This is a genomic window from Mycobacterium sp., from assembly GCF_049585075.1.
Classification (GTDB): Bacteria; Actinomycetota; Actinomycetes; order Mycobacteriales; family Mycobacteriaceae; genus Mycobacterium.
Genome location: NZ_JBAUZA010000171.1, coordinates 1 through 15,534, shown reverse-complemented (window position 1 = coordinate 15,534; position 15,534 = coordinate 1). Strand labels below are relative to the sequence as shown.

Sequence of the window (15,534 nt, the reverse complement as noted above, 5' to 3'; positions counted from 1 at the left end):
CAACAAGCACCGAATCTGGTGCGCAAGATCATCCTCGCCGGCACTGGACCCGCCGAAGGCGAAGGCATCGTCAACGTCACCAAACTCAGCTACCTCGACACCCTGCACGCCTATGCCACCTTCAAGGACCCCAAGGAACTGCTGTTCTTCACCCGCACCCCCCACGGCAAGTCCGAGGCCAAGGCATTCATCAGACGGCTCAAGGAACGCACCAGCGACCGCGACAATGCCACCACCATCACTGCCTTCCGCACACAACTCAAGGCCATCCACACCTTCGGACAGGCCAAGCCCGCCGACCTGTCGACCATCACCCACCCCGTCCTCGTCGCCAACGGCGACGACGACCGCATGGTCCCCACCAGCAACAGCTACGACCTCGCCCGACGCCTCCCCAACGCCACCCTGCGCATCTACCCCGACGCCGGACACGGCGGCATCTTCCAAGCCCACGAACGCTTCGTCCCCGAAGCACTCGCCTTCCTGGGATCGACGAACTCATGACGTCACTCGCCGATCAGACGGTGCTGGTCACCGGTGCCAACCGTGGCATGGGTCGCGAATACGTCTGGCAACTTCTCGACCGGGGAGTGGCGAAAGTCTATGCCGCTGCCCGTGATCCGCACACGATCGACGTCGTGGACCCGCGCGTCGTTCCGCTACGTCTCGATGTCACCGACGCGACATCCGTCGCCGAGATGGCCGAGGCCGCATCCGATGTCAGCGTGCTCATCAACAACGCGGGCATCGCCCGCGGCGCCTCAGTCCTTTCCCCGGACTCCTCCAAACTCCGCGAGGAGATGGAGACGAACCTGTTCGGTCCGCTGGCGATGGCCTCCACCTTCGCCGATCGGATTGCCCAGAGCAGGGGCGCCATCGTCAACGTCGCGTCGGTGCTCGCATGGATACCCGTCGGCGCGAGCTACGGGGTGACGAAGGCCGCGCTGTGGAGCGCCACGGACTCCATGCGCACCGAGCTCGCGTCGCGTGGCGTACAGGTGGTGGGCGTTTACGTCGGCCTCGTCGACACCGACATGGGCGCATTCGCGGATAGTCCCAAGTCCGACCCCGCCGATGTGGTTCGTCAGGTGCTCGACGGTATCGAGTCCGGTGCTGACGAGGTGCTGGCCGACGACATGACCCGCGACGCCCGTGCACGCATGAACAAGCCGATTCACGAGCGCTTCGGCGCGTGACGAAGACGGGAGCAAGATCATGAGGGCATTCGCGATTGATCGATACAAGAGCAAGGACGGCGGTCGCTTTCGCGACACGCCGAAGCCGACGGTCGGCGACGAGGACGTCCTCGTTCAAGTTCATGCCGCCGGCGTGAATCTCCTCGACGCCAAGATCGCCTCGGGAGAGTTCAAACTCATGCTGCCGTATCGCTTCCCGCTGATTCTCGGCAACGACGTCGCCGGAGTCGTGGTTCAGGTCGGGCCCGGCGTGCGGGGCTTCAAACCGGGCGACGAGGTCTACGCGCGACCGGACAAGGATCGGATCGGCACCTTCGCAGAGTTCATCGCCATGCACGAACGCGACGTGGCGATCAAGCCCGCCGAACTCAGCATGGAAGAAGCAGCGGGCATTCCCCTGGTCGGTCTGACCGCGTGGCAGGCGCTCGTCGAAATGGCCGACCTGCAGCCGGGACAGAAGGTCTTCATCCAGGCGGGCACCGGCGGTGTCGGCACGTTTGCCATCCAGCTGGCGAAACATCTGGGTGCGACGGTGGCAACGACGGCTAGCTCCGCCAACTTCGAGTTGGTGAAATCCCTCGGTGCGGACGTCATGATCGACTACAAGAAGGAAGACTTCGAGACCATGCTGCACGGCTACGACGTCGTGCTGCACAGTCAAGACTCCAAGACGCTGGACAAGTCCCTACGCGTGCTCAAACCGGGCGGGACGCTCATCTCCATCTCCGGGCCACCCGACCCGGCCTTCGCGGACGAAATCGGCTTACCCTGGTACGTCAAGCAGATCATCCGCATCTTGAGCTTCGGCGCGAGGCGAAAGGCCAAGCGGCTCAAGGTAGGTTTCCGGTTCCTGTTCATGAGGGCCAACGGCGCTCAGCTGAGCCAGATTACGTCCCTCATCGATCAGGGTGTGATTCGTCCGGTCATGGACAGGGTGTTCCCCTTCGACCAGACCAAGGACGCGGTGGAATACGTCGAAGGAGGACGCGCGCAGGGCAAGGTCGTCGTCAAGGTCGAGATCCACCATCCTGGCTGACTTCAGTACGACCATGGGTAGGCAAACAATGGCCCGGTGACTGCAGATGCGAGGAGCGCCACCAGCGCGCACAGCATCAGGAGCCCGATCGCCCGGGCGAAGAATCGGAAGTGGTCGGCCGAAGCCAGCTCGAACCGGATGACGGTGCTCAGCCCATCCAGATCGCGGGCAGTCAGGAACACGCTCCCCGTTCCGACCCTCAGCATGTAGCCGCGCGTTCCGTTTGGCCGGTCCAAGCGCACCAGCAGGAGCCGATCCCCATCGCTGTCTCGCAGGCCGATGAGGCTGGTTAAACCAGGTTGTCGCACGGTATTCCCCTTCGGTTGGGTTGGGACTTCCTGTGCTTGGGGCGCTTAGGATACTCGCCGCGATGATCACGCGCAATACTTTGTCTCACAAGCGATTTCGTATTGTCGCAATACACTGCTGTTAACCAACAGGATTGGTGTGCCGCGGTGCTGCCTAAAACGCCGCCGCGGCACGCCGTCTCACCATGCACCGCGTCGGAGATCGAGAAACTATCGTCCGCCCAAGGCCGGGCCGGACTGCCCCGAGAAGGCTATCGCGCGGGAATGTCGACACCGCGGTGTCGGATCGCAGCTACCACGCCACCGTCGACGGGAACATCGATGCCAGTGACAAAGCTGGCCTGATCCGAAAGCAGGAATGCGACCACCGCGGCGACCTCCTCGGGATGACCTTCCCGACCTAACGGCGTCTGGGCGACCAGAAAGTCGTTCGTCGAGCGTGCTGCGGCCTCTTGCCGCCCCATCGGGGTATCAATGACTCCGGGTGATACCGCACAGATGCGGACACCACGCGGACCGAGGTCGACGGCCTCGCGCTGAACCAACCGCTGCACGCCACGCTTCGCCCACATGTACGCGAAGCCCGGGTCGGTCAAAGTTGGTCCCACTGCGTCATTTAACCGGTCAACGATGTCAGGAAGCAATGGATCATCAAGCGCTGCGTCGATCGCCGGATCTACCTCGCCAGCCATCAACAGCGGTGCCATCGACGCAAAGAACACAATCGCGGTGCCATCGACCGTCATTGGGCGTAGCGCGGCAAGAAGGCGTGCGCTGCCGACGAGATCGACGGCGATGATGTCACGCCACACGGCCATCATTGGTGATACGCCGGCGGCGTGGACCACCGCGCGCAACGATCCGAACCCTGCGACTTTTTCCGATAATCGGGCCAAGGCTTGCTCATCGGTCACGTCTAGTTCGAAGGGAATAACCTTGGTATGGCCTTGGTCTGCAGAAAGTCTTTCGGCCACGCCAGCAACGGCGTGCGCGTCGATGTCACAGACGACCAACACATCGATGACACCAACCAAACTGTTCGCGCATGCGGCTCCCATCCCCCTGCCCGCACCTGTGACAATCCCGACGGTCACCGCGTACTGCCGATATGACGGCTGATGTCGCCGATCAGATCTGCGTGAATCGCACGTTCCTCGAATCGCCAACTGCCGTCGACTTTCGCGAGGCGGTCATGCCAACGGCCGGCCAGAATAGGCTGCAGCGAAAGCTCAGGAAGGGCCTGCAGGGCGACGAAGTATGAACGAGCAGCGGCTGTGCGCCCGTCTTCATCAAGTTCGACAACGAGGTTGGTAGTGAGGTGTTAGGTCCTGGGCAGGCCGTCGTAGAGCTGCACCGAGTCGGTGAGCAACGCGCGCGCAGCCTCGCCGCGAAACGTCTGGTCCGCTGCGGGGACACGGACGCGGGCATGGTCGAAAAGTGCGACGGCCGTGGCGAAATCACCCGTATCGAAGGCCTCTGCGTAGGAATATACGAGATTTTTGATGGCTTGAACGTCGTCGATCACCGTGCGCCCTTCTGATAGCCCAGCCCGATTGAGCTTCGCGGGACAACATCACGTGGGCCCCGTGCCGCGACTGCGGTAACCGTGTTATCCAGAGCGACAGTAACACCGTTACTGTGCTCAGGGAAGGGACCCCGACGACTGAGTCCTGCAGGACGAACCTATGTGCTCGAGCTCGGCCAGCTCCGGCCCGCCACCTCGCCGCCAACACGCGCTCACGCGGGCTAAGGCGCCGGCACCTGGCGGCGACGACACCACCTGCCAACCTCTCGCCTGATGCCATCCCCAACATTGAAATTCGCGAACCCAGGATCCACCAGCTCGGCGACCAATGCGCTGCATCAAGCGGCACACCCGGGTAGCCCGGCAAAGGTTTCGGCCGACGCGTTAAGAGAATGCGGATCAACAGCTGCTAGCTGTCGAGATGCAGGAAAGATTTACAAGACGCCTGGCTACTTTGAGAAAACTTCGACGTGTCGCGAGGGCTTGCTAATCTTTGCTGCATAAGCCCAGGTCACACCCGTGTTGGCGTCCACAGCGACGTCTGGATCCATCAAATGCCAACCGCGCGTTCAAGATCCTTCAGCGAGGTCTCCAGGTAGCCGAGCAGACGCTGCAGGTGCGGCACGGTGCGGCGGCATCCGACCAGTCCGAAGTCCAGATTGTCCGCGTTGTTCGCCAGCGTGAAGTTCAGCGCTTGGCCGTCCAGTGGGATCGACAGCGGGTAGTTGCCGTCCTGCCGTGCGCCGTTAAGGTATAGCGGCTGTCGCACTCCTGGCACATTGGAGATCACGACATTGAAGGGCGGCGGGGTCACCGATTGGAAGCCGGGTACGGCGCCCAGGGCCGCAGCCGGTGCGACCATCAGCATCGATAACGCTAGCGCGTGGGCGCGCGGCAGTTGCGAGAAGACGTCCTTGTTGTCACGCATCGATGTGTGGATGGTGTGAAGACGCTGGGCCGGATCGTCGAGGTGGGTGGCAAGGTTGCACAGCACGGCCCCGACCATGTTGCCGCCCTCGGCGTCGTTGTCTGTGCGCAGGCTCACCGGGACCATCGCGATCAGCGGTGCTGAGGGCAGCTCGCTGTGATCCAGCAGATAGGCACGCAGCGCGCCGGCGCACATGGCGAGAACGACGTCGTTGACACTCACTCCGGCCGCGTTCTTGACGTTCTTGACACGTTCGAGCGGCCACGACTGCGCAGCGCAGCGCCGTGCCCCGCCGATCGGGACGTTGAACATGGTGCGCGGCGCCCGAAACGGGAGGGTGAGCTGCTGGTCGATCAGAGCAGCGCGGCCCAGCGACAGAGTTGAGGGACCAAGCCGGGCAAGGGATTCCACGGCTCGTGTGACGGCGCGCAGCCGCGTCTGGGGATCGGACTGGTGCTGGGTGTGCAGGGACGGCAACGACCATGGCGTCCGAATCCTGCTGTCGGTCGGATCGGTGCTCAGTGCGCGCTGTATGAGCCGCAGTCCGGAGACGCCGTCGACCAGTGCGTGATGCAGCTTGATGTACACCGCGAATCGTCCGTCGCGCAGACCCTCGATGAGGTGTGCTTCCCACAACGGCCGGTGCCGGTCGAGCAGGCTGCCGTGCAGGCGGGAGGTCAGTTCGAGGAGGTCTCGAACGCGGCCCGGCGTGGGTAGCGCCGAGCGCCGCACGTGGTAGTCCAACTCGATATCGTCGTCGTAGGACCAGCCAAGGTTGCTGATCCCGCCGAGCACGGTCGAGGGATGCTTACGGAAGGCGGGCTGGACATGGTCACTGGCCAGCATCGCCTCGTAGGTGTCGCGCGCGAATCGCCGTCCGGCGCCCTGCGGCGGTGTGAATAACTGCAGGGCGGCCACGTGCATGGGATGTTCGCGCGACTCGGCTAAAAGATGCATAGCATCTAGTGGTGACATCAGTTGCACGGCTTCGCCTTTCAGGTGAGGTGGGTTAGTCGTTGTCGGGGGCAGTATCCGGAGCGTCATGCGCTGATTTGTGCGAGCGCCGCGGTGGCCGGGGATGAACCGGCAGCCGAACCCAACCGGAGTTGGTGGGCGGCTACCGGACGCTTGCGCAGTGTCTTAACGTCGCCGCGGTAGTCCATCGACATCTGCCACGGCCCTTCGCCTTGGCGCGGGAACTGCTCCATCGCGCGCTGCACATAGCCGGCGCCGAAATCCAGGAACGGCCGCGTTGGCATGTCCGTGCTGGGCAGTTCGGGATAGCAGATGGTGTGGCGGTGGGTGTCCATATGGCCGAGCAGCCGGCAGAAGTGCTCGGCCACCAGCCCTACCTTCAGCGTCCACGAGGTGTGGCTGTAGCCGAAGACGAAAGCGAAGTTGGGGACGCGGTCGAGCATGAAGCTGCGAAATGTGACACGTTCAGACAGGTTCACCGCGGCGCCGTCAACGGTGAGCGCGATGCCGCCCAACGGCTGCATGTTCAATCCCGTTGCGGTCACGATGATGTCGGCCTCAAGCTCACACCCAGAGGCCAGTGCGATGCCCCGTTCGGTGAAGGTGTCGATCCGGTCAGTAACCACCGACGCACGTCCGTCGCGGATTGCGGTGAATAAGTCGCCATCCGGTACCACGCACAACCGCTGATCCCACGGGTTGTAGGCCGGGTTGAAATGCTTGTCGACCGGATAACCCTTGGGCAATTGCTTGGCAGTCAGGTGACGGATCAGCCGGCGTGCGGTGCGTGGGTAGTGCTTGCAGAACCCGAACAGCGCCCGCTGCCTGACGATGTTCTTTTGGCGGGTGATCGCATAGGCCAGCTTGGCGCCGAGCAGGTTGGGCAGCGTATTAGCAATCTTATCGCTGGACGGCAGCGACATGACGTAGCTCGGTGAGCGCTGCAGCATCGTCACGTGTGCTGCAGCGGCGGCCAGTGCCGGGATCAGCGTGACCGCGGTGGCGCCGCTGCCGATCACGACTACCCGCTTGCCGCGCCAGTCGAGGTCTTCGGGCCAGTGCTGCGGGTGCACGATCTGGCCGCCGAACCGCTCACGGCCCTCGAACTGCGGAGTGAATCCCTGGTCGTAGCGGTAGTAGCCGCCGGCGCAGAACAGCCAGCCACAGCTGATCGTCAGCTGCTCTCCGGTGTCGGCGCGCTCGATCTCGACGAGCCAGTGGCCCTCGGCGCTCGACCAGGCAGCACGGCTGACCTTGTGCTGCAACCGGATCTTGGTGTCGATGCCGTATTCGGAGGCCGCCTCGCGCAGGTAGTCCAGGATCGCTTGGGCGCCGGCGATCGCCTTCTCGTTCTGCCACGGCTTGAACTCATAGCCGAAGGTGTGCAGGTCGGAATCGGAGCGAATACCGGGATAGCGGAACAGATCCCATGTGCCGCCGGTGGTGTCGCGCGCTTCGAGGATCGCGAACGTCTTGTGGGGTTGCTGGGTGGTGAGCGCGTGCGCCGCCCCGATACCGGAGATGCCGGCGCCGACGATCAACACGTCGAGGTGCTCGGGCCCGTTGGTGGCCGGTGTAGGGGACATATCTGCGGACTCCTGGTGGGTGCGTGAGGCGAAATACCAAGCGGCGCTGCTGTTTTGGCCGGCGCTGAAGCTCGTCTCGGTGTGCGGGGTGGGCGTTTGGTTCTGCTGACCAAACTATGGCGATGGCCCTCTGGGCGGAATCGCCGGCAGCACACACCTGGGTCTCCGCGATGTGCCGCGGCACACCCTGAGGAGAGCGTCTTCACGTGGGTGAACGCCGTCTGCCCGGGCTCGGCGGTGCCGCTGGACTCCTACGACAAAGCTGCTTCGCGTTCGACAGCGACATCGACGGTGTCCGCGTCGCTTAGCTACGTAACGCCTGTCGAGTCATTTCATCCGTCCATCCACGCAAGGTGGTGTGCGGTGGCACACTTTGCCCATGACGGCGGTTGCGTCGACGGAGCGCACGTATGCACATCTCGCTGCGATCGCGGATCGACTCGCCCTGCAGTTCGACGAGACCGTGGCCGCGATGGACGACGCGGTGATCGAGGTCGTCCCAGTGTTTGGCGCCGACGCCGCGATCTCCGCTGAGCTGACTGCCAACAACCGCGCCCATTTGCAGCGGTTCCTGGCGGTGGCGCGGCATGCGGATCCCCGTGATCGGACGCGGTCCCGCCTGAGGCGCTTGACGCCGCCCGCACCATCGTGCGTCGCGGCATCGACCTAGACACCATCTACAAGGGCTACCGCCGCGGCCACCAGGTCGTCCTGCAGCGCTGGTTAGCCTGCGCGTATGCGATCGTCGAGCCCGGACCCGAGTTAATCGGGGTCATCGAGCTGTCGCTGGCGCTGGCCTTCCGCTACGTCGACCACACACTGGGTCGTGTGCTCGCCGAAGCCCAGCGTGAACGCGAAGACATCATCGGCGGCGCGCTCGCGCGGCGCACCGAAACTATCCGATTGATCCTCGACGGCGCCCCGCTCGACCGCACCGCCGCCAGCCGCCGCATCGGATACGAGCTGGACCGCAGTCACACCGCAGTCGTGGTGTGGGCCGAGTCTCCGGTCGCGCCCCATGGTGCGCTGGAGTGAGCGGCGCAGCTGCTCGCCCAGGCGGCGCAATCCGGCAGGCCGCTGACCCTTCCGGCGGGAACGACCACCCTGTGGGCATGGATCGGCACTCACGACGAACCGGCCATCGAACAGCTGCGCTCGGCGATTGAACACACACCCGCCGGCGTCCGCGCTGCCGTGGGACCGACGGGCCGCGGCCTGCAAGGATTTAGGGCCAGCCACGAGGCCGCACTGACGGTGCACCGCCTGCTGCTGGGCAACCCGTCAAGCGGTCGACTCGCGTCCTACCGCGAACTGGAAGTCACCGCGCTGGCCGCACACGATCCACGCCGGGCGGTCGAGTTCATCAGCACCACACTCGGCCCGCTTGCCCAGGACAACCCTGACGCGGCACGGCTGCGCGAGACACTTCGCGTCTACCTCGAGGAAGCCGAGCACGCACCCCGCGCCGCGGCCCGGCTCTACACCCATCGCAACACCGTGCTCAAGCGGATCGCCCGAGCAACCGAACTGCTCGGGTATGCACCGGGCGAGCGACGGCTCGCCGTTGAGCTGGCCCTTGAACTACGGCGCCACCTCCCGCCACCGGCGATGTGAACAGGTCCCCCTCGTTACCTGTCCACACCGCAGATGTCCTGGGTGCCCTGCTATTTGGCCAAGACGGCGGATGTGCGAGCCGAAAACCAGCGCGCCACCGGCGGGGCGATGCGGGTCAGCGCGTACAAGAAGTGGGCTTCGGGTGTAACTGGCGCAACCGCGCGGTTGCGGCCCGCCGCTCGCAGAATATTGTCCGCGGCTCGTTCGGGTGTGTAGCCGCGACGCTCATACAGTCTGGCGACCCGAGCGGCGCGTTCGTCGGCATGGTCGCCGCGCATGACGCTGGTGCGGGTGATCGCGGTGTTGATCAGCCCCGGGCAGATGGTGGTCACCCCGATCTTGTGTCGACGCATCTCGATGCGCAGCGCCTCAGAGAAGCCGAACGTAGCGAACTTGGTGACCGAGTAGGCAAACATCGCCGGGATCGCCGCGTAGCCAGCCGAGGAAGCCACGTTGACCACCTGGCCCCCGGTCCCGCGTTCGATCATCGGCGGGATGAACCGCTCGCAGCCGTGCACCACCCCCATCAGGTTGACCGCGAGCTGGCGGTCCCAGTCCTGCGGTGTGGTATCGAAGAATCCGGCCCCAACGCCGATGCCGGCGTTGTTGATCAGCAGATCCACCGTGTCGAACCGGGCGTGCACGGCGTCGGCGAATTCGTCCATCTCATCGGTGTCGCTGACGTCGACGGTCTGCGCGAGCACCTCGGCGCCCAACGCGCGGGCATCCTCGGCGGTCTCCTTCAGACCGGCCTCGTTCATATCGCAGATGGCCAGCTGGGCCCCGCGGCGGGCACACGCCAACGCGGTGGCGCGGCCCATGCCGCTGCCGGCGCCGGTGATCAGCACGACACGGTTCTTCAGGTTCTTGACGTTCATCGATGACTCCAATCAGTGGTGGTTTTCGCGGCCCGACGGGACGCGGCGGGCGCCAGGTGGCGACCCAGAAAATCGAGTTGATCGGCCAGCGCCTGTTTCAGCGCGGCGCCGGAATAGACATCCACGTGGTCGACGGGATATTCCCGCAGTTCCCCGCCGGCGTTCGCGGCCGCTCGACGGCCACCCGCAGGCGGGGTGATGCTGTCATCGGTACCAACCTGTACGAGCAGCGGGCAGTTGACGCGCTGCGCGAACCTGATTGGCCGGTTGAATGCCACCTCGAGCGCGGTGCGTGCGCACACCTCGTTGCGCCAGCTCGGGCCCGCGACCGCGGTGTAGGCCTGCTCCGCGCCATGTGTGGCGATGATCGCGTTGGAACCTGGCTCACCAACCATGGGGACCAGGTGCGGCCGACGTCGAGTCAACCCCCGCAGTGCATCGCGCAGACCGTGTCCGGCCGCGCGCAGCAGCTGACACGGACCGGCATTGCGGCCCAGCTGCGCCAGCACCGCCACCCCGTCCACCGCCGGCGTCAAAGAGACCGCCGCCGCAATGTGGCCATCCTCGGCGGCGACGCGAACGACGTGACCACCCGAGTAGGAAATCCCCCACAGCACAATGCGTTCGGGATCCACGCCGGGCAACTGCCGCGCAGCTGCGATCGCTGCGTGGTAATCGCGGCGCTGGCGTGCAGCCGACACCAGCTGTCGCGGTGACCCACTCGACCCACCGAATCCCCGGTAGTCGAACAACACCACGTCTAGTCCCGCCGCAGCCAAACCTTGCGCGTAGGCCACCAAGCCGCCGGTGTCCCCCGTACCCCCGAAGCCCGGCGCCATCACGACGCACGGCCGCACGCCCGCAGCGGCGAATGCCTCACCTGTGGCATTGAAATGCCAAGCGGCACAGCGGTCGCGGCCACTGGTGAAGCTGATCTCGTCCATCATCTCAGTCCCTCGTTTGGTTTCGGCTGGACCGAACCTACGGCGAGGACAGACGAGACGGAATCGCCTTTCGCACACACTTGGCGGATCTGGGTGTGCCGGAGCACACCCGAATCAGCAGACCCCTCGGTTCGTCCGAAGTAGATTCGAGCACCACGCCGATCGCCAGGCCGCCGGCGCGATGACGCCCGATGCGCAGCCAACCGAGTCTCCAGACGCGCGCAACCGTCCTATCGGTACGGAGCAAAACCGCGGATACGCGAACCACACCGGTTCGGCCGGCGGGCATCACAGCGTGTGCCTGATCTGGGGATCACCCCCATAATCTCACCGTCGTGTCCAAAATGACGTACAGATGACAACCCAGATGAGAACACGACAAACAGATTTGAGAATCGACAGACAGGGGGGACTACTACTACACCTCTGGCTAGCGAAACACATAATCATCAGCAGGCAGTTGGGCTATCGGCGCCAAAAACTCATTCTTGCCGCTTTGACGTCCGCGATACGAGTCAGGCCACGCGCAAACCAGCAGCTCAAGCTGGTGCAGCAACCCACTTAGTGACTAGATAATCTGGGTTAGCCTATTCGCTAATCTTCGTTGCATCTCGACAGCTGCTGTGTAGGTTCGCATCCGCAGCTGCATCTCATGACGACACTCGGCTGCGGTTTCTGATTTGTCTCACCGTCGCCGCATGGAAGTTTGTCTCACCCAGCGCTTCATTTCCTAGAACGTGCCGGCGTAGCGATCTGCGGAGCAGTTGCCCCCCCTGGCCGTTGTCCGGCTTCTGTCACTGTGACGCATGGATGCATCGGGGCCAGAGGGTCCTCGCGTGTCAATAGTTTGGCCGGCGCGGCCGACCGACCGACCGGCTCCTGTCGCCTCACGAGGGTCTTGGCAATGGATGCGAGAGGGTCGCGATTCTCCTGTGTGTTCGACCATGACTTCTAACGCCACGTCCATCCACCGATCGTCGACGCCCGGCAGCGGTGTGGTGCGAAGTTGTCGGGGATTTGCCAAGCCAGCTTCCCCGTGATTTCGGAAGTTGGCGACCCACTGCTTGATCGTGCGAACCGAAACTCCCAACTCGGCCGCTTTGGCCCGGTATCGGTCACCAAAAGGTCTTGCACAGTTGAACTCTGGTTGTGGTTCGCCGGGGGCTGCTAGTGCTGCTGAGCCAGAGCGATAGCCCGTCAACACCTCCCGAACGTGGGCTGCGCGTTCAGTGATCCGCTGTCGCTCCGACTCCGTGAGGCCCGTGAGAATGGTTGCCGCAACATCCTGCGGTTCCGCCGCTCTTTCTTCTGGGTCGCCCTGCGGGAGGTGTGAGTGATGATTCTTCAAGGCCTCGGCGAGAGAGACGCTGAACAGCCGTCCGTCGCGAATTGTCCTGAGCACTAACGACAGCCCCGTGCCCGCGGTTCGCGTCTCAACGACTTCGACGAGGTCTCCGTCGTAGATGAGCCGTGCATCGACGCCGATCCTGATTCGCTGGTTATTCACTGCTTCTCCTTTGGTGTAATCGTGATTTCGAGCTGAGAGGTCGGGACAGATCCGTGGTGAAATGGCCACGCCAGATCAGGTGCAGTACAACCGATCTGACGATCGCGACGGCCGCATCTGGCTGACTGCTGATTGCCTCTTCGATTGAGCAACCATCGAGGTCGACGTTGACTTGCCGCTGGACGAGGTCTCGGTTGAATCGACGTTCGTCGCGGTACCCGGCCAGGAATCGCAGGTTAGAAAGCTCCGTTCGTGGGGGCTCGCTCCAGATCTCGTAGCGCCATCCGCGTTGCTGCACCAGGCGTCGAGTCCACGCGAGGGTGAATGCGATCTCAGGCTTCTGAAGGCGCCCGACCGGTTTCACATCAACCACGATCGGGCCATCCGGTGTGGTCAAGAAGAAGTCGGGTACATGCCGTCTCTGCTTTTTGGCGACCAGAGCTTCGATCAGAAACGGCTGGGCCACAACATGACTGACCGTCTGGTCGAAGTCGGCATAGATCAGCCGCGTCAGCTCCAAGCGTGACTCATAGACTACGAGGTCGTCTTGCGTTGCAGACCAATAGCTTCCCGAGTAGTGACGCTGTCCGTACCGCCAATGGAATGTGCGCCAAGGCGCCACGGTCTCTGGGAGCTTTGCGGGAATGACACTCCAGTCGAGAGTCTCTACCGCATCCTTGAAGTCATGCCGCAGCGAAACGGTCGCGTCAACGGGGACCGGCCCTGAGGTTCGGTCCGACATCTCAGATGGACTGCTGACGGCGGTCGGGGAGCGTCTCCGGCCAACGACCGGGCACGCTGGTCTCGACAACGCCGAGATCGAAGCGCGGCGGGGTTGGTCCTCGAACGCTCCGACACCTCGACTGCCGGTGTCGCTCAGCCCTGTTACAAACCTTCGACACGCGAGCGACACCATTGACACGCGCGGGCAAATACGATGGACTCACAGATGTCCCTCCTGTGGGAATCAGGTGGATACAATGCGGCTTAGCCGCACAGGAGAGCCGGGTGCCAGCCCGGCTTTTCTGCTTTCAGCGCCCGCTGGGGCAGCTGCGTTATCAAACGCGATCTAGTGGCATCCCCCTTCCAATGCGCGACATTGGGCTGAGAAGTATTGCGGAGGCAAAGTATTGGTTCACGTCTCCGCCTCGGACCCCGGACGCGAGGCCAGCTGCTCCAGCCGTGACTCGATCAATCGAGCACCTGCTTCCGACAGGGAGACGTTCCATTTGCGAGACCAGCTGTAAACCGCATCCGCGGTTTCGCGAGGCAGGCGGAACTCAACGCGCACACGGTCACGGCTACCAAATTCTGGTCGGTTCATCGACGACTTCCTTACACCACACCGGCAATTCGCCGGTTACCTGTCTCATCAAAACCACGACACGGCAAAGAATCCGGGATCTTCAGGGTTTCGAAAACACCGGATCGGATCATGCTGCAATCCGCGAGCAATACCTGCGGAATCGACACTGCCCATCGTTTGGTAAACGTCGACTTAGACGCGGTTGTCGTGGTGTCACGTTGTTGCACAACAACACAATTCGTGAACAGAAATTGTCTTATGTGACGTCAGTCACAGTGCCCGGCGCGTCGCGCTAGTCGTGGCGAAATCCCGCGTTCCCGGCCGTGTGCCGGCATGAGGCAGACGGCCGTTACTCCGTGTGTAACCGCATTACTTCTGCTACGGCTTCGCGCACCGAGACGCCCTCGACACCCAACTGCATTCGTTCACCACTGAATGGGTCTCCGTAACCCTGTGCGACCGCGACCCACTCGACATCCACAGTTTCAGCCGAGTCAGAAACGACGAGCACGACATCTTCGTATTCCTGAGGTTAATCCGTTCGGAAGGTTCCGTCACGTGATGGCTTTGCCTGAGATGGCTGCGGCACAGTCCCGTCTTCGAGCAGGGTTCGATGGGTTGGATTTATAGGTCGATGGTGATGTCGGTGTCGGCGGTGTCGGTGCACAGCAGCATCGATTGTGGGTCGTCGAGGAATGTGCTGTTGCCTCGGCGTTGAACGTGGCCGGCGGTGACGCGTACTCGGCAGGTACCGCAGAAGCCTTGCCGGCAGGAGTAGGCCACGGTGGGCGCGACCTGTTCGACGGCTTCCAGTGCACTGATGTCGGTGCGGACGCTGGCCGTTGCGCCGGAGCGGGCCAAGGTGATGGTGAACGCGTTGCCCGAGGGATGGCGTGTAGCGGCAAAGCGCTCCATGTGCAGCGATCCGATGTGTTGTTGCGCGGCAGCGGTGTTCAGGTCGTCGAGAAGTGCGGCGGGTCCGCACGCGTACACCGCGGTGGTGTGGTCGGCGTCGGCGAGAAGTTCACCGGCAGTGGGACGGCCGGTGCCGGCGGTGGTGGTGAGGGTGACTCGGGAGCCATCCGGGTCCAGGGCGGCGATGTCGTCGACCAGTGCCATGGATTCGTGTGATCGGCCTAGGTAGTGCAGTCGCCAGTCGACGCCGGTGGTTGCAGCCAGCCTTGCCATCGGTGCGATGGGGGTGATGCCGATGCCGGCGGCGATGAAGATCACCTTGGTGACACCGTCGGTGCGCAGGCCGGGGTGAGCGAAGGGAAACAGGTTGCGCGGCCTCGAGATTGGTAGGTGGTCGCCGGGGTGCAGGGCGTTCTTGATCTCCTGGGGGCCGCGGGCGTTGTCGAGTTCACGCACAATCACGGTGTAGGTGCTGCGGTCGGCGGGGTCACCGCACAGCGAGTACTGGCGGGTCAGACCCGACGGCAGAGTCAGCTCGATGTGGGCGCCGGGATGCCAGGCCGGCAGGGCTGCACCGTCGGCGGCGGCCAGCACCAGGCGCAACGCGCGCTCGGCCACTGGACGTTTGTCGTCGACGCGGCAAGCGATCCAGGCCGGTACTGGTGTCGCTGGTCGGGGCGCGCGAAGCCGGCTCACCCCCGGCGCGTAGGTAGTGAGCAGCAGGCCGGTGGCAGCCATCACCCGATCCGCACTCCGATGTCCCAGCACCGGCCGGGGCACGACGCCGCGCGTCACGGCGCCGCGTCCCGCGCTGGC

General features: G+C 63.8%; 15 protein-coding genes and 1 pseudogene. 6 read left to right on the top strand and 10 right to left on the bottom strand.

Features of this window, described 5'->3' with window-relative positions:
• From WB785_RS07880 to WB785_RS07870, 3 genes are all read left to right on the top strand, one after another.
• Positions 1–504 (top strand): alpha/beta fold hydrolase (locus WB785_RS07880; RefSeq protein ID WP_424078280.1); only part of this gene is annotated, 504 nt, incomplete at its 5' end.
• The gene (locus WB785_RS07875) at positions 501–1,196 is read left to right on the top strand and encodes an SDR family oxidoreductase (protein WP_424078279.1); all 696 of its coding nucleotides are present in this window, start codon (positions 501–503) and stop codon (positions 1,194–1,196) included. The genes WB785_RS07880 and WB785_RS07875, both read left to right, overlap by 4 nt.
• 19 nt (positions 1,197–1,215) lie before the next feature.
• Positions 1,216–2,232 (top strand): NADP-dependent oxidoreductase, encoded by a 1,017-nt coding sequence (locus WB785_RS07870; RefSeq protein ID WP_424078278.1) that lies wholly within the window; start codon positions 1,216–1,218, stop codon positions 2,230–2,232.
• Positions 2,233–2,234: 2 nt separating this feature from the next.
• Here WB785_RS07870 and WB785_RS07865 read toward each other — a convergent pair whose 3' ends face one another.
• The 5 genes and pseudogenes from WB785_RS07865 to WB785_RS07845 all read right to left on the bottom strand — a co-directional run bounded on the left by WB785_RS07865 (position 2,235) and on the right by WB785_RS07845 (position 7,554).
• Positions 2,235–2,540 carry a hypothetical protein gene (locus tag WB785_RS07865; RefSeq protein ID WP_424078277.1) on the bottom strand — a complete coding sequence of 102 codons (306 nt, stop codon included), beginning with the start codon at positions 2,538–2,540 and terminating at the stop codon, positions 2,235–2,237.
• A 251-nt stretch (positions 2,541–2,791) separates the two neighbouring features.
• Entirely contained in the window at positions 2,792–3,634 is an 843-nt protein-coding gene (locus WB785_RS07860) for an SDR family oxidoreductase (protein WP_424078276.1), read from the bottom strand.
• Positions 3,631–4,065, bottom strand: a pseudogene (locus WB785_RS07855) (nuclear transport factor 2 family protein). The gene WB785_RS07860 and the pseudogene WB785_RS07855 overlap by 4 nt, the downstream one beginning before the upstream one ends.
• 550 nt (positions 4,066–4,615) lie before the next feature.
• Positions 4,616–5,977, bottom strand: a complete 1,362-nt coding sequence (locus tag WB785_RS07850; protein WP_424078274.1) for a WS/DGAT/MGAT family O-acyltransferase — start codon at positions 5,975–5,977, stop codon at positions 4,616–4,618.
• A gap of 56 nt (positions 5,978–6,033) precedes the next feature.
• Positions 6,034–7,554: a flavin-containing monooxygenase gene (locus WB785_RS07845; protein ID WP_424078273.1), complete on the bottom strand. Its 1,521-nt coding sequence runs from the start codon at positions 7,552–7,554 to the stop codon at positions 6,034–6,036.
• Positions 7,555–7,933: 379 nt separating this feature from the next.
• On the opposite strand from WB785_RS07845, the gene WB785_RS07840 reads away from it, so the two are divergent.
• The 3 genes from WB785_RS07840 to WB785_RS07830 are packed head-to-tail and all read left to right on the top strand — an operon-like array spanning position 7,934 to position 9,168.
• Entirely contained in the window at positions 7,934–8,224 is a 291-nt protein-coding gene (locus WB785_RS07840) for a hypothetical protein (RefSeq protein WP_424078272.1), read from the top strand.
• On the top strand, positions 8,203–8,589 hold the full coding sequence (locus tag WB785_RS07835; protein ID WP_424078271.1) for a hypothetical protein: 387 nt from the start codon (positions 8,203–8,205) through the stop codon (positions 8,587–8,589). The genes WB785_RS07840 and WB785_RS07835 overlap by 22 nt, the downstream gene beginning before the upstream one ends.
• Before the next feature lie 9 nt (positions 8,590–8,598).
• Positions 8,599–9,168 (top strand): PucR family transcriptional regulator, encoded by a 570-nt coding sequence (locus tag WB785_RS07830; RefSeq protein ID WP_424078283.1) that lies wholly within the window; start codon positions 8,599–8,601, stop codon positions 9,166–9,168.
• A 50-nt stretch (positions 9,169–9,218) separates the two neighbouring features.
• Here WB785_RS07830 and WB785_RS07825 read toward each other — a convergent pair whose 3' ends face one another.
• From WB785_RS07825 to WB785_RS07805, 5 genes are all read right to left on the bottom strand, one after another.
• Positions 9,219–10,046, bottom strand: coding sequence for an SDR family NAD(P)-dependent oxidoreductase (locus tag WB785_RS07825; protein ID WP_424078270.1), 828 nt, complete (start codon positions 10,044–10,046; stop codon positions 9,219–9,221).
• Entirely contained in the window at positions 10,043–10,993 is a 951-nt protein-coding gene (locus WB785_RS07820; RefSeq protein ID WP_424078269.1) for an alpha/beta hydrolase, read from the bottom strand. Before WB785_RS07820 ends, WB785_RS07825 begins: the two co-directional genes overlap by 4 nt.
• A 727-nt stretch (positions 10,994–11,720) precedes the next feature.
• Positions 11,721–12,194: a helix-turn-helix domain-containing protein gene (locus WB785_RS07815; RefSeq protein ID WP_424078282.1), complete on the bottom strand. Its 474-nt coding sequence runs from the start codon at positions 12,192–12,194 to the stop codon at positions 11,721–11,723.
• Between the two features lie 295 nt (positions 12,195–12,489).
• The gene (locus tag WB785_RS07810) at positions 12,490–13,119 is read right to left on the bottom strand and encodes a TnsA-like heteromeric transposase endonuclease subunit (protein ID WP_424078281.1); all 630 of its coding nucleotides are present in this window, start codon (positions 13,117–13,119) and stop codon (positions 12,490–12,492) included.
• A 1,308-nt stretch (positions 13,120–14,427) separates the two neighbouring features.
• Positions 14,428–15,534, bottom strand: a 1,107-nt coding sequence (locus tag WB785_RS07805) for a PDR/VanB family oxidoreductase (RefSeq protein WP_424078268.1), incomplete at its 5' end; no start/stop codon positions are given.

What these genes read in the sequence shown, in the direction of transcription:
- WB785_RS07875 (WP_424078279.1), top strand. Translation starts at nt 501, where the DNA reads ATGACGTCACTCGCCGATCAGACGGTGCTGGTCACCGGTGCCAACCGT.
- WB785_RS07870 (WP_424078278.1), top strand. Translation starts at nt 1,216, where the DNA reads ATGAGGGCATTCGCGATTGATCGATACAAGAGCAAGGACGGCGGTCGC.
- WB785_RS07845 (WP_424078273.1), bottom strand. Translation starts at nt 7,554, where the DNA reads ATGTCCCCTACACCGGCCACCAACGGGCCCGAGCACCTCGACGTGTTG.
- WB785_RS07840 (WP_424078272.1), top strand. Translation starts at nt 7,934, where the DNA reads ATGACGGCGGTTGCGTCGACGGAGCGCACGTATGCACATCTCGCTGCG.
- WB785_RS07825 (WP_424078270.1), bottom strand. Translation starts at nt 10,046, where the DNA reads ATGAACGTCAAGAACCTGAAGAACCGTGTCGTGCTGATCACCGGCGCC.
- WB785_RS07820 (WP_424078269.1), bottom strand. Translation starts at nt 10,993, where the DNA reads ATGATGGACGAGATCAGCTTCACCAGTGGCCGCGACCGCTGTGCCGCT.